The 12,936-nt window shown below is 64.0% G+C and carries 12 protein-coding genes; 4 read left to right on the top strand and 8 right to left on the bottom strand.

The window, feature by feature from the left end:
* Positions 1–73: 73 nt before the first annotated feature.
* Together FJ948_RS06205 and acs are read right to left on the bottom strand one after the other, a co-directional pair.
* Entirely contained in the window at positions 74–823 is a 750-nt protein-coding gene (locus tag FJ948_RS06205; protein ID WP_140702596.1) for an MOSC domain-containing protein, read from the bottom strand.
* Positions 823–2,778: an acetate--CoA ligase gene (acs, locus tag FJ948_RS06200; protein ID WP_140702594.1), complete on the bottom strand. Its 1,956-nt coding sequence runs from the start codon at positions 2,776–2,778 to the stop codon at positions 823–825. The genes FJ948_RS06205 and acs overlap by 1 nt, the downstream gene beginning before the upstream one ends.
* A gap of 303 nt (positions 2,779–3,081) precedes the next feature.
* Here acs and FJ948_RS06195 point away from each other — a divergent pair, with 303 nt between their 5' ends.
* Positions 3,082–3,354, top strand: coding sequence for an usg protein (locus FJ948_RS06195; RefSeq protein ID WP_023784217.1), 273 nt, complete (start codon positions 3,082–3,084; stop codon positions 3,352–3,354).
* Positions 3,355–3,599: 245 nt separating this feature from the next.
* Here the strand turns inward: FJ948_RS06195 and FJ948_RS06185 are convergent, their stop codons facing one another.
* Together FJ948_RS06185 and FJ948_RS06180 are read right to left on the bottom strand one after the other, a co-directional pair.
* Entirely contained in the window at positions 3,600–4,634 is a 1,035-nt protein-coding gene (locus FJ948_RS06185) for an aldo/keto reductase (protein ID WP_140702590.1), read from the bottom strand.
* A 42-nt stretch (positions 4,635–4,676) separates the two neighbouring features.
* Positions 4,677–5,858, bottom strand: a complete 1,182-nt coding sequence (locus FJ948_RS06180; RefSeq protein ID WP_140702588.1) for an MFS transporter — start codon at positions 5,856–5,858, stop codon at positions 4,677–4,679.
* Between the two features lie 138 nt (positions 5,859–5,996).
* Between FJ948_RS06180 and FJ948_RS06175 the strand changes: the two genes are divergently transcribed.
* Complete coding sequence (locus FJ948_RS06175; protein ID WP_140702586.1) at positions 5,997–6,902, top strand: LysR family transcriptional regulator; 906 nt, start codon at positions 5,997–5,999, stop codon at positions 6,900–6,902.
* A 61-nt stretch (positions 6,903–6,963) separates the two neighbouring features.
* Here the strand turns inward: FJ948_RS06175 and FJ948_RS06170 are convergent, their stop codons facing one another.
* The 4 genes from FJ948_RS06170 to FJ948_RS06155 form a co-directional block, all read right to left on the bottom strand.
* Positions 6,964–8,013, bottom strand: coding sequence for an aldo/keto reductase (locus FJ948_RS06170; RefSeq protein WP_140702585.1), 1,050 nt, complete (start codon positions 8,011–8,013; stop codon positions 6,964–6,966).
* A gap of 127 nt (positions 8,014–8,140) precedes the next feature.
* Positions 8,141–8,542: a type II toxin-antitoxin system VapC family toxin gene (locus FJ948_RS06165; protein WP_140702583.1), complete on the bottom strand. Its 402-nt coding sequence runs from the start codon at positions 8,540–8,542 to the stop codon at positions 8,141–8,143.
* A complete protein-coding gene (locus tag FJ948_RS06160) occupies positions 8,542–8,796 on the bottom strand; it encodes a type II toxin-antitoxin system Phd/YefM family antitoxin (protein ID WP_140702581.1) in 255 nt (84 codons plus the stop codon). The genes FJ948_RS06165 and FJ948_RS06160 overlap by 1 nt, the downstream gene beginning before the upstream one ends.
* A gap of 83 nt (positions 8,797–8,879) precedes the next feature.
* On the bottom strand, positions 8,880–9,542 hold the full coding sequence (locus tag FJ948_RS06155; protein WP_140702579.1) for a YggS family pyridoxal phosphate-dependent enzyme: 663 nt from the start codon (positions 9,540–9,542) through the stop codon (positions 8,880–8,882).
* Positions 9,543–9,698: 156 nt separating this feature from the next.
* On the opposite strand from FJ948_RS06155, the gene leuS reads away from it, so the two are divergent.
* Both leuS and lptE read left to right on the top strand, forming a co-directional pair.
* Positions 9,699–12,323: a leucine--tRNA ligase gene (gene leuS, locus FJ948_RS06150; RefSeq protein WP_140702577.1), complete on the top strand. Its 2,625-nt coding sequence runs from the start codon at positions 9,699–9,701 to the stop codon at positions 12,321–12,323.
* Positions 12,310–12,888 carry an LPS assembly lipoprotein LptE gene (gene lptE, locus FJ948_RS06145; RefSeq protein WP_140702575.1) on the top strand — a complete coding sequence of 193 codons (579 nt, stop codon included), beginning with the start codon at positions 12,310–12,312 and terminating at the stop codon, positions 12,886–12,888. The genes leuS and lptE overlap by 14 nt, the downstream gene beginning before the upstream one ends.
* The last annotated feature ends 48 nt before the right edge of the window (positions 12,889–12,936 follow it).

Below are 12,936 nucleotides of genomic sequence, written 5' to 3'. Positions count from 1 at the left end.
CAAGTCGGGCCGCGCCGGAGGTGTATGGCCCGGTTTTCTGTCATTCGTATTACAGATGATGCGAAGGTCTTCCCTAGACGAACCGCATCGGCGCGCCGATCTCGACATGGCCGGGCCGGTCGACGGTGCAGTAGACGCCGAGATTGTGGGCGTTGTGTCGGACCAGGTTGCGCAGGATGCCGGGATCGTGGTCGAAACCATCTTGCGAAATGATGGTGAAGCCGCAGCGACGGCACGGCTCGGAGATGGTCAAGAGCAGATCGCCGATCGCGAGTTTCTTGCCGATCCATTCCGTTTCGGGAAACGAACCCTCGACCGCCGTCATGTCGACGACGATGTTGGGGCGGAAGCGGCGCGGATCGGCGGCCCCTTCCGGATGCAGCGCCTTCAGCCGCGCCAGCGAGGCCGTGGTCAGGAGATGGATCGGCGCCTTGCCGTAGCGCGCCTGCGTCAGCGGGCCGCTGTAGGCGGGCGGTGCATTCTCCTGGCCGAACGGCCTGATAGAGGCGGCAAAGCCAAGATAGGCCGACACCACGCGGTCGCATTCAGCGCCGGGCGCGGCCAGCCAGTCGCCGTCGGGAACCGCGATCTGCAATTCGCGGTCATTGTTCAGCCGGGTGCGGATGCGCGGCACCTTGTGCCACTTGGCGTCACGATCTGGCCGGGCGATTTCATTGTCCGAGGTATCGACGAGGCCGAACAGGCGGTCGCCGTCGATGCCCGCCTGTCCAACCGAGATGGCGCCACGGCGCTCACCGGCGAGCGAACTCGCCGGGTAGCGCCAAAGCTCCGTGACGGTACCCAGTGCAGCCTCGCCAGCCATCAGCCCTTCTTGTTCTGCCGGTTGGCGACGAGATCATCGACGACTGCCGGATCGGCGAGCGTCGATGTGTCGCCAAGCGCGGAAAAATCGTCCTCGGCGATCTTGCGAAGGATGCGGCGCATGATCTTGCCCGAACGCGTCTTGGGCAGGCCCGGCGCGAACTGGATCTTGTCGGGCGTGGCGATGGCGCCGATCTCCTTGCGGACATGGGCGACGAGTTCCTTGCGCAGATCCTCGGTCGCTTCGACGCCCTTCATCAAGGTGACGTAGCTGTAGATGCCCTGGCCCTTGATGTCGTGGGGATAGCCGACGACGGCGGCCTCGGAAACCTTGTCGTGGCTGACCAGCGCCGATTCGACCTCGGCCGTGCCCATGCGGTGGCCCGAGACGTTGATGACGTCGTCGACGCGGCCGGTGATCCAGTAATAGCCATCGGCGTCGCGGCGGCAGCCGTCACCGGTGAAGTACTTGCCCTTGTAGGTGGAAAAATAGGTCTGCACGAAACGGTCGTGATCGCCATAGACGGTGCGCATCTGGCCTGGCCAGGAATCGGTGATGCAGAGATTGCCGTCGGCCGCTCCTTCGAGCACCTTGCCCTCGCCGTCGACCAGCTGCGGCTTGACGCCGAAGAAGGGCCGCGTCGCCGAGCCCGCCTTGAGGTCGGTGGCGCCGGGCAGCGGCGTGATCAGGATGCCGCCGGTCTCGGTCTGCCACCATGTGTCGACGATCGGCACCTTGGCTTCGCCGACGACGTTGAAATACCACTCCCAGGCTTCCGGGTTGATCGGCTCGCCGACCGAGCCCAGTACGCGCAGCGATTTGCGCGACGTCTTCTTCACCGGGTCGTTGCCGGCGCCCATCAGCGCGCGCAGCGCCGTCGGCGCGGTGTAGAAGATGTTGACCTTGTGCTTGTCGATGACTTCCCAGAAGCGCGACTGCGAGGGGTAGTTCGGCACGCCTTCGAACATCAGCGTGGTGGCGCCGTTGGCGAGCGGCCCGTAGACGATGTAGCTGTGGCCGGTCACCCAGCCGACATCGGCGGTGCACCAGTAGATGTCGCCGTCATGGTAGTCGAAGACATACTGGTGCGTCATCGACACATAGACGAGATAGCCGGCCGTGGTGTGCAGCACCCCTTTCGGCTTGCCGGTCGAGCCCGACGTGTAGAGGATGAACAGCGGATCCTCCGCTTTCATCTTCTCGGGCTTGCACTCGGCCTTCACCGTCGCGACTTCGTCGTGATACCAGAGGTCGCGGCCCGGCGCCCAGCCGATCTTGCCGCCGGTGCGGCGCACGACCACGACGTTCTTGACCATGACGTGGTGCTTGGCGGCGATGTCGATCGCCTTGTCGGTGTTCTCCTTCAGCGGGATGGGCTTGCCGCCGCGCAGGCCCTCGTCCGAAGTGATGACGAAGGTCGATTCGCAGTCGACGATGCGGCCAGCCAGCGCATCGGGCGAAAAGCCGCCGAAGACGACCGAATGGATGGCGCCGATGCGCGTGCAGGCCAGCATCGCGTAGGCCGCCTCCGGGATCATCGGCATGTAGATGGTGATGCGGTCGCCTTTCTTGACGCCGTGCTTCTTCATCACATTGGCGAGCCGGCAGACATGCTCGTGAAGCTCGTTGTAGGTGATCTTCTTGTCGTCGTAGGGATTGTCGCCTTCCCAGATGATGGCGGTCTGGTCGCCACGCTTCTTCAAATGGCGGTCGATGCAATTGTACGAGACATTGGTCTGGCCATCCTCGAACCACTTGATCGAGACCTTGCCTTCGAAGGAGGTGTTCTTGACCTTGGAGAAGGGCTTGAACCAGTCGATGCGCTTGCCGTGCTTGCCCCAGAACTTGTCCGGGTTCTTCACGCTGTCGGCATACCATTTGAGGTAGGTGTCATTGTCGATCAGGGCGTTCTTCTTCCACGCCGGCTGGACGCGATGGACATGAACCTCGGACATTTTTGCCTTCCTCCCGAACCAATCCGCCGGCTTGAACGCCGGCGGGATCGCGGCGAAGCGGCCGCGAATTCGGCGGCATTATTACCAGTTCCGCCGCGACGGCAACATTAGACGTTGGATTCGCGTGGCGGGATGCCGCAGGCGGGCCTGTCGAGCCTGTCAGCACTCGGCACGGTTCGCTGCTAACCGCATGTTTTTGCGGGAAAAGTTCGTTTTGCGATCAAGAAAAATCAATAGACAGTTAAGTAACGACGCGCACAATTGGTGCCTGGGAGGAACGGAGAATCAACCTTGGGGACCGCAATGCGCGACCATCTTGAAATGGACCTGATGCTCAAAGGCTATGGCCTGACGACGGCCAAGATTCTTTATCATTTCCCCGACCATCCGCATCTCCTGCAGAGCTTCGTCTGGCAGGACTACGACATCGCTCCGAAGTTTCCGGTGCTGATCCGGTTCATCGAATTCTGGAAGGCCAAGCTGGATGGTCCGCTGCATTCGGTGGTCTATACGCACCAGAAGCTGATCGCGCCGAACGAGTGGCGCAAGGTGGATGGAGAATTTGTGCTGCATTGAGGGGGTAGTTTCGAGATCTATCGACCAACGATTAGCGAAACCGCCCATCGCTTTCGTCATCCTATGGCGAAGCAAGGAGCGAAGCGACGCGGCGCAGACCATAGGATCCATGCCGCGCCTTCAAAGCGTTGCAGCGGTGCCGAATTTTACTCCGCTGCGATCTTCGACCGAGGTCACGGAATGGATCCTCGGGTCTTCGCGACGCCGCTTCGCGGCTGCTTCGACGAAGTTGACGGGCCTCGCCCTTACACCGCCGGCGGGTTCAACCGGGCAAAACCTTCCTGGCGGCGATAAGGGAAATACGGGTAGGGCGCGGTGACCTCGCTTGCCGCGTCGAGTTTTTTCACCTGTTCCGGCGTCAGCGTCCAGCCGATAGCGCCGAGGTTCTGGCGCAACTGCTCCTCGTTGCGGGCGCCGATGATGACGGACGACACGGTCGGGCGCCTGAGCAGCCAGTTGATGGCGATTTGCGGCACGGTCTTGCCGGTCTCCCCAGCCACGGCGTCGAGTGCATCCATGACCCGGTACAGATGCTCGTCCTCGACCGGTGGTCCAAAACTCGCCGTGTCGTGCAGCCGGCTCTGTTCCGGCAGGGGCTGGCCACGGCGAATCTTGCCGGTCAGGCGGCCCCAGCCGAGCGGGCTCCACACCAGCGCGCCGACGCCCTGGTCGAGGCCGAGCGGCATCAGCTCCCATTCATAGTCGCGGCCGAGCAACGAATAGTAGACCTGATGCGCGACATAACGTGGGTAGCCCTGCTTCTCCGCCAGGCCGAGCGACTTCATCACCTGCCAGCCGGAGAAATTGGAGACGCCGACATAACGCAGCTTGCCGGCGCGCACCAGGCCGTCCAGCGTCGACAGGATTTCCTCGATCGGCGTGCCGGCATCGAAGGCGTGAAGCTGCAAGAGGTCGATATAGTCGGTGCCGAGGCGCTTGAGCGCGGCATCGACGGATTTGATCAGCCGCGAACGCGACGAGCCGTAGTCGGCCGGTCCGTCGCCCATCGGCAGCGCGGTCTTGGTCGAGATCAGCACGGCATCGCGCCGGCCCTTGATCGCCTCGCCGAGCACCTTCTCCGATGCGCCGTTCGAATAGACATCGGCGGTGTCGAAGAGGTTGACGCCGGCCTCGAGGCAGATGTCGATCAGCCGCCGCGCCTCTTGCGCGTCGCTGTTGCCCCAGGCGCCGAACAGAGGGCCGGAGCCGCCGAAAGTTCCCGCACCGAAGGAAAGCGCCGGGACTTTCAGGCCCGATGCGCCGAGAGGTCGATAGTCCATTTTCTTGCTCCTTGATGTTTGGAAACGGATGTGCCGGAGGGGTTACGACTGAACGCAGACGGGAGCGCCGAGCGCGGCACGGCGATCGAGACGCAGCGCCAGCGCGGCCACTGCGAGGCCCGCGACCGGCAGCAAGGCGGCAACCCAGGTCAGCGAACCCAGCCCGAAGCCATGGGCGATAACCGCGCCGCCGAGCCAGGCGCCGGCGGCATTGCCGAGATTGAAGGCGGCGATGTTGAAGGATGAGGCCAGGCTTTGACCCGCCCCTTGCGCTTTCTCCAGCACCCACATCTGCAGCGGAGCCACGGTGGCGAAGGCGGCCGCGCCGAGCAGGCCGACATAGAGGACGGCCAGGACCTGGCTGTGGATGGCGAAGCTCATGGTTGCCAGCACCAGCGCCAGCAGCACGAGGCTGCCCAGCACGGCCGGCACCAACCGGCGGTCGGCGGCCCTGCCGCCGGCGAGGTTGCCAGCGATGAGGCCGCCACCGAAGACGAGCAGGATCGGCGATACGGCCGCTTCCTTGAAGCCGCTGATCTCGGTCAGCAACGGGGCGATGTAGGTGAAGACGACGAAGACGCCGGCATAGCCGAGCACGGTGGTGGCGAGGCCAAGCAGGACGGGCGTTCGGCGCAGCACGGCGAGGTCGGCGCGCAAGTCGCTCTTTTCGGCCGCCGCCTCGCCGCGCGGGACCAGGGCCTGGATGACGGCGAAGGCCAACACACCAACGATGGTCACCGCCCAGAAGGTGGCGCGCCAGCCGAAGGCCTGGCCGAGCCAGGTGCCGAAGGGCACGCCGAGGATATTGGCGATGGTCAGGCCGGTGAACATCAGCGCGATCGCCGAGGCCTTCTTGCTGGGCGCGACCAGGCCGGTGGCCACGACCGAGCCGACCCCGAAGAAGGTGCCATGAGCAAAAGCGGTGATGATGCGGGCGCCCATCAGCGTCCAGTAATCGGGCGCCAGCGCACAGGCGAGATTGCCAAGCGTGAAGATCGCCATCAGCACCAGAAGCACGGTCTTGCGCGGCCAATTGCTCGTGGCGATGGTCAGCAAGGGCGCGCCGATGACGACGCCCAGCGCATAGCCTGAAATGAGCTGGCCGGCGGCCGAGATCGAGACGCCGAAATCCTTGCTGACATCGATGAGCAGACCCATGATGACGAATTCGGTGACGCCGATGCCGAAAGCACCGGCGGCGAGGGCGTAAAGAGCGAGAGGCATGACGTTTTTCCCTTCGTCGGCGGCGGTTGCGGCAACCGGGCGCCTGTCCAGTCCCGCGCCTCGGCCCGGAAGATCGTGATCCGCCAGCCTGTGAACCAGACTTGCCCAGGGCATATTACTTGTGAAATAGATTCACAGATGGCCAGACCCGACATCAACCGCTCCGGCGAGATCGAAGTCTTCGCGCGCGTCGTCGAGGCGGGCAGCTTCTCGGCCGCCGCGCGCCGGCTGCGCATGACGCCGTCGGCGGTCAGCAAGCTGATCGCGCGGCTGGAGATGCGGCTCGGGGCGCGGTTGGTCAGCCGCTCGACGCGCAAGCTGCAACTGACGCCGGAAGGGACGGCGTTCTACGACAACGGCATACGTATCCTGGCCGACCTCGATGCCGCCGAGCGCGAAGCCGCGGCGGGTGCGGCGCCGCGCGGGCGGCTGAGGGTCAACGCCTATGTGCCGTTCGGGCAGCATCGGCTGATGCCGCTGCTGCCACGTTTCCTGGAACGGTATCCGGAGATTTTCGTCGAGGCCGTGCTGACCGACAGCGTCATCGATCTGATGGAAGAGCGCGCCGATGTCGCGATCCGCGCCGGGCCGCTGCGCGAATCACGGCTGGTGGCGCGCAAGCTCGGCCAGAGCCGGATGGTGGTGGTCGCCGCGCCCGCCTATCTCGACGCACGCGGTACGCCGTCGATGCCTGGCGATCTCGCCCGCCACAACATGGCCGCCTTCGGCTTTGCGCGCTATGTCGACGGCTGGCCGTTCATCGACGTGGGCGGGGCCCCGGTCATGGTCCCGATCAACGGCAATGCCACGATGAGTGACGGCGAGGCGATGCGGCTGTCCGCGCTTTCGGGCGCGGGCATTGCGCGGCTGGCGCGCTGGCATGTCGAGCCCGACATTGCCGCCGGCCGGCTGGTGCCGCTGCTGGAGGACTTCAACCCCGGCGACGAAGAGCCGACGCATGCCGTCTATGTCGGTCAGGGCAAGCATCTGCCCGCGCGGGTGCGCGCCTTTCTCGATTTTCTCGCCGAGACCGTTCGGCTGTAGTCGAAAGCCGCGCGTCCATTGGGCACGCGGCTTCGAAAGGTGGGCTTTGCCGTCGCGGCGGTTACGCCTTCGGCACGAAGGGCGCCGGACGACGGCCCGCGGCCTGGCGTTCGACCATCCAGCCGGGATATTCGGCCGGCAGAGCGCTGACTTCGTCCAGTCTGGCGAGGTCGTCGGCGTCGAGCTTGAGGCTGGTGGCGGCGAGGTTCTGTTCGAGCTGCTCCATGCGGCTGGCGCCGATGATGACGCTCATGACGAAGGGCTTGGCCAGGACATAGCCCAGCGCCACGGTGGCGACGCTGACACCATGCTTCCTGGCGACCTCGCGCATGACGGCGACCGCTGCCCAGGCGCGGTCCTCGTTGACCGGCGGGAAGTTGAAGGATGCGCGGCGACCCTCGCCATTGCCAGGCGCGCCGGGGCCGTATTTGCCGGAGAGCAGCCCGCCGGCCATCGGCGACCACACCATCAGGCCGAGCTTCTCCTCGTTGATCAGCGGCACGATCTCGCGCTCGAGGTCGCGGCCGGCGATCGAATAATAGGACTGGATGGTTTCGAAGTGGGCAAAGCCCTTGCGGTCGGCAATGCCGAGAGCCTTGGCGATGCGCCAGGCCTGCCAGTTGGACACACCGACATAGCGGACCTTGCCGCTGGAGACGAGATCATCGAGCGCCCGCAGGGTCTCGTCGATCGGCGTCACCGCGTCGGCGCCGTGCAACTGATAGAGATCGATATGGTCGAGCTGCAGCCGTTCGAGGCTGGCATCGACCGAATCCATGATGTGGCCGCGCGAGGAGCCGCGCTGGTTAGCGCCTTCGCCCATGGCGCCATGGACCTTGGTGGCGATGACCACGCTCGACCGGGCAACGCCGAGATCCCTGAGCGACTGGCCGAGCAGGCGTTCGGACTCGCCGAACGAATAGACGTCGGCCGTGTCGAAGAAGTTGACGCCGGCGGCGATCGAGCGGCCGACGATCTCGTTGACGCCCTTCTGGTCGAGGCTGGCGATCAGGCCCCATTGGGCGTTCTGGCCGGCGGCGCCGAAGGTCATGGTGCCCAGGCAAAGTTCGGAGACGAATAGCCCCGTATTTCCAAGCTGATTGTAACGCATGGTGAAGGCTCCAGGAGAAAAAGGAATGAACGACACCACGGAAATAGGAACGGCCCGTTTCGTTTCAAGCTCTGGCGCAAGTGCGCCCGCCGATTGGCCTAAGAAAGATGTGTCGACTCGCGCAAGGTCAGGCATCCCAAGGGTTAAGCACGGTGACGCCCATGTCTTCGAAGTCGGCGACATTGCGGGTGACCACGACAAGGTCATGGACGAGAGCGGTCGCCGCAATGAGCATGTCCGCGCTGCCTTGAGTCCGACCTGCGGTGATGCGGCTCCATGCCAAGGCAACCTCTTCCGTGACTGGAAGAATTCGGTCCGCATTGTCTCTTCGCAATTCTCGCAGCCAGATGTCGAGCCTCGCTGCCCGAACAGGGTCGACCTTGCGCTGCTTGACGATTCCCCGCTCGATCTCGCCAAGAGTAATTACGCTAAGGCTGATTGATGCCGGATCAACCGAAGCCACCCAGGCGGTCGGCTTCGGCAGGCGCCTCTGCACATCCGAAACTACGTTCGTGTCGAACAGGTACATCAGAGGTCGACATCCCGGACCATGGTGTCCGGGCGACGGGTAATTTCCTTGTCGAACTCATCGTCCCAGCCGGGACCAGTCAGCAGATATTCGCCGAGCGATTTCTTCTTCCCGGCCAGGCGGTCGTAGTCCTCCACGGACAGCACGACCACGGCCCGTTCGCCACGAAGCGTCACGGTCTGAGGGCCTTCGGTCCTCGCCTGTTGAACCACCTTCGAAAAATTGTTCTTTGCGTCCTGAAGATGCCAGTTCATTCGCAGCTCCTAGCTAGCTTGGCTAGATATAGCGCGATAGTCTTGGATTATCAATCAACTCCAGCGGAAGATACGGGGAAATGTCACCGGCTGCCGAAGATCGCCGAGCCCACTCGCACGCTGGTGGCGCCGAAGGCGATAGCCGTCTCGTAGTCACCGGACATGCCCATCGACAGTTTGGCGACGCCGGCTTCCCTGCCGAGCTTCTCCAGCAAGGCGAAGTGGGGGCCGGGGTTCTCGTCGGCCGGCGGGATGCACATCAGGCCTTCGATGGCGAGGCCGTGGACGTCCCGGCAGCGCTGGACGAAAGCGACGGCGTCGCGGGGCTCGATGCCGGCTTTTTGTGGTTCGGAGCCGGTGTTGACCTGGACATAGAGCTTTGGCGCCTGGCCTTGGCGGGCGATTTCCTTGGCGAGTTCGGCGGCGATCTTGTCGCGGTCGACCGTTTCGATGACGTCGAACAGCGCCACCGCCTCCTTCGCCTTGTTCGACTGCAGCGGGCCGATCAGGTGCAGTTCGATATCGGGGAAAGTTGCCTTCAGGCCAGGCCATTTGCCCTGCGCTTCCTGGACGCGGTTCTCGCCGAAGACGCGCTGGCCGGCCTCGATCACCGGTTGGATATCGACGGCGTCGAAGGTCTTGGAGACCGCCACCAACGTCACCGCGCCGGCTTCACGGCCTGCCTCCCGCTCGGCGGCGGCGATCTTCGCCTTGACCGCGAAAAACTGCTGAACCGCGTCACCCATATGCAATTCCCGCTGTTTTGACCGGCGTTTTTGGCCGCCGCGATGCCCATATGGTTGACGGGTTTGCCAAACCATGGTGAACACCCGGACCACATTCCCTGAACCGCCGAGCCAGTCGCCAGCGGTTCTCGCATGCTTTTAAGTGAAAAACGTCTCATGGCAACCGAACGATACAATCCGCGCGCGTCAGAACCCAAATGGCAGAAGGCGTGGGCCGAAAAGAAGCTTTTCGAGGCGCACAATGACGATCCGCGCCCGAAATACTATGTGCTGGAGATGTTCCCCTATCCGTCGGGGCGCATCCATATCGGCCATACCCGCAATTACACGATGGGCGACGTGGTGGCGCGCTACAAGCGGGCCAAGGGTTTCAACGTGCTGCATCCGATGGGCTGGGACGCCTTCGGCATGCCGGCCGAAAACGCGGCGATGCAGAACAAGGTCCATCCCAAGGAGTGGACCTACCAGAACATCGCCACCATGCGCGAGCAGCTCAAGGTGATGGGCCTGTCGCTGGACTGGGCGCGCGAATTCGCCACCTGCGACGTCGACTACTACCACCGCCAGCAGATGCTGTTCCTCGACTTTGTCGAGAAGGGGCTGGTGACGCGCAAATCCTCCAAGGTCAATTGGGACCCCGAGGACATGACCGTGCTCGCCAACGAACAGGTCATCGACGGGCGCGGCTGGCGTTCGGGCGCGCTGGTCGAACAGCGCGAGCTGACGCAGTGGTTCTTCAAAATCACCGATTTCGCGCAGGACCTGCTCGATTCGCTCGACGGCCTCGGCGAGTGGCCCGAAAAAGTGAAGCTGATGCAGCAGAACTGGATCGGCCGTTCGGAAGGCCTGCTGATCCGCTGGCCGCTGGCTTCGGACATTGCCGGCGAGCATGAGCTGGAAGTCTACACGACGCGGCCCGACACTATTTTCGGCGCCTCCTTCATGGCGATCGCCGCCGATCATCCGCTGGCCAAAAAGGCCGCAGCGACCAATCCGGCGCTGGCGAAATTCATCGAGGAAGTGCGCCATATGGGCACTTCGGTGGCGGCGCTGGAGACGGCGGAGAAGAAGGGCTTCGATACCGGCATCCGTGTCGTCCACCCCTTCGACGAGACCTGGACGCTGCCTGTCTATGTCGCCAATTTCGTGCTGATGGAATACGGCACCGGCGCCATCTTCGGCTGCCCGGCGCATGACCAGCGCGACCTCGACTTCGCCAACAAATACGGCCTGCCGGTGGTGCCGGTGGTGATGCCGGAAGGTGAGAATCCGTCGACTTTCCAGGTGATCGACGTGGCCTATGCCGACGACGGCGCGATGATCAATTCGCGCTTCCTCGACGGGATGAAGCCGGATCTGGCCTTCGACGAAGTCGCCAGGCTGCTGGAACAGAAGACGATCGGCAATCGGCCTATGGCCGAGCGCAAGGTGAACTTCCGCCTGCGCGACTGGGGCATTTCGCGGCAACGCTACTGGGGCTGCCCGATCCCGATGATCCACTGCGAGGATTGCGGCGTGGTGCCGGTGCCGAAGGCCGACCTGCCGGTCAAACTGCCGGACGATGTCGATTTCGACAGGCCGGGCAATCCGCTCGACCGCCATCCGACCTGGCGGCATGTGAAGTGCCCGCAATGCGGCAAGGACGCGCGGCGCGAAACGGACACGATGGACACGTTCGTCGATTCGTCCTGGTATTTCGCCCGCTTCACGGCGCCGTGGGCGCATGAGCCGACCGACCCTAAAGCGGCCAATGAATGGCTCGCCGTCGACCAGTATATTGGCGGCATCGAGCATGCGATCCTGCATCTGCTCTATTCACGTTTCTTCACCCGCGCCATGCGCGAGACCGGCCATGTCGATTTGGCCGAGCCGTTCAAGGGCTTGTTCACGCAAGGCATGGTGGTGCACGAGACCTATCGTGTCGGCTCGGCATCGAATGGCCGCTGGCTGGCGCCGACCGAAGTACGGCTGGAAGACGTCGACGGCAAGCGCAGCGCCATCGACATCGCTACGGGCGAGACGGTCACCATCGGCCCGCTCGAGAAGATGTCGAAGTCGAAGAAGAACACGGTGAGCCCGGAAGACATTACGGATGGCTACGGCGCCGATACCGCGCGCTGGTTCATGCTGTCGGATTCGCCACCCGAGCGCGATGTCGAGTGGACCGACGACGGCGCCGCCGGCGCGCATCGCTTCATGCAGCGCGTCTGGCGCCTGGTGTCGATGGCGGCCGAGACGTTGGCGGGCGTCAATCCTGCCGCGGCCACCGCCGGTGAGGCCGGAGCGGTCTCGAAGGCCACGCACAAGATACTGAAGGCGGTCGGCGAGGACATCGAGAAGCTCGCCTTCAACCGCGCCATCGCCCGCATCTATGAACTGGCCAATGTGTTGACCACGCCGCTCAACGAGGTGGTCGAAGGCAAGGCCGACGCAGTGTTGAAAAGCGCGTGCCGCCAGGCGGTGGAGATCATGGTGCATCTGATCGCGCCCGTGATGCCGCATCTGGCCGAGGAGTGCTGGGAGGCGCTGGGCGGCACCGATCTGGTCGCCGAGCGGCCGTGGCCGGTCTTCGATCCGGCGCTGGTCGTCGACAACGAAGTCACCTATCCGGTTCAGGTCAACGGCAAGAAGCGGGGGGATTTGACAATTGCCCGCGACGCGGACCAAGGTGCGGTCGAAAAAGCGGTCTTGGCTCTCGACTTCGTGCAGAAAGCACTTGAAGGTAAGGCTCCGCGCAAGGTGATCATCGTGCCGCAGAGGATCGTCAATGTCGTTGCCTGATCGGAAAAAGACGGAGCTGGGCCCTCTGCTGCGCCACATCGCGCTTGCCGGCCTTGTCGGCTCGCTTGCGCTCGTCTCGGCCTGCCAGGTGCGACCGCTCTATTCGAGCGCGCCGCTGTCGACAGGCTCCGCCGCCAATGCCGAACTGGCGTCGATCGCAATCAAGCCGGTCAAGACGCGCTATGCCCAGCAAGTGCGCAACAATCTGATCTTCGGGTTCGGGCGTGGCGCCGGCGAGCCGGCCTCGCCGCTCTATTCGCTCGATCTCGGCGTGAGCGAGGGCGTCGATTCGGCGGCGCTGGTCCAGAATGGAACCGATGAAGACGAGCCGACCGCCGGTTCGGTGACGCTGACCGCCGGCTACACGCTGACCGACGCGAAAACCGGCGCCGTGATCGCCGTTGGCAAGCGGGCGATCACCTCGTCCTTCGACAGGCCGCGTCAGGAGTTCGCCTCCTACCGGGCGCAGATCGACGCCGAGAACCGAGCCGCGCGCGAACTGGCGCAGGCTCTGCAACTGTCCATCGCCCAGGATCTCGTCCGGCACGGCAAGACGGCCAGCTAAGCATTCCGGCCTCGTACGCACCCGACCCTGGCTCTCGCCGGGCAGATC

The organism is Mesorhizobium sp. B2-3-12, from assembly GCF_006442205.1.
In the GTDB taxonomy this organism is placed as follows: Bacteria; Pseudomonadota; Alphaproteobacteria; order Rhizobiales; family Rhizobiaceae; genus Mesorhizobium.
Note: the sequence above shows the minus strand (reverse complement) of the source record. Positions and strands in the feature narration are given on the sequence as shown.

Coding starts and splice junctions, on each gene's coding strand:
- FJ948_RS06205 (WP_140702596.1), bottom strand. CDS start 823: ATGGCTGGCGAGGCTGCACTGGGTACCGTCACGGAGCTTTGGCGCTAC.
- acs (WP_140702594.1), bottom strand. CDS start 2,778: ATGTCCGAGGTTCATGTCCATCGCGTCCAGCCGGCGTGGAAGAAGAAC.
- FJ948_RS06195 (WP_023784217.1), top strand. CDS start 3,082: ATGCGCGACCATCTTGAAATGGACCTGATGCTCAAAGGCTATGGCCTG.
- FJ948_RS06185 (WP_140702590.1), bottom strand. CDS start 4,634: ATGGACTATCGACCTCTCGGCGCATCGGGCCTGAAAGTCCCGGCGCTT.
- FJ948_RS06180 (WP_140702588.1), bottom strand. CDS start 5,858: ATGCCTCTCGCTCTTTACGCCCTCGCCGCCGGTGCTTTCGGCATCGGC.
- FJ948_RS06175 (WP_140702586.1), top strand. CDS start 5,997: ATGGCCAGACCCGACATCAACCGCTCCGGCGAGATCGAAGTCTTCGCG.
- FJ948_RS06170 (WP_140702585.1), bottom strand. CDS start 8,013: ATGCGTTACAATCAGCTTGGAAATACGGGGCTATTCGTCTCCGAACTT.
- FJ948_RS06165 (WP_140702583.1), bottom strand. CDS start 8,542: ATGTACCTGTTCGACACGAACGTAGTTTCGGATGTGCAGAGGCGCCTG.
- FJ948_RS06160 (WP_140702581.1), bottom strand. CDS start 8,796: ATGAACTGGCATCTTCAGGACGCAAAGAACAATTTTTCGAAGGTGGTT.
- FJ948_RS06155 (WP_140702579.1), bottom strand. CDS start 9,542: ATGGGTGACGCGGTTCAGCAGTTTTTCGCGGTCAAGGCGAAGATCGCC.
- leuS (WP_140702577.1), top strand. CDS start 9,699: ATGGCAACCGAACGATACAATCCGCGCGCGTCAGAACCCAAATGGCAG.
- lptE (WP_140702575.1), top strand. CDS start 12,310: ATGTCGTTGCCTGATCGGAAAAAGACGGAGCTGGGCCCTCTGCTGCGC.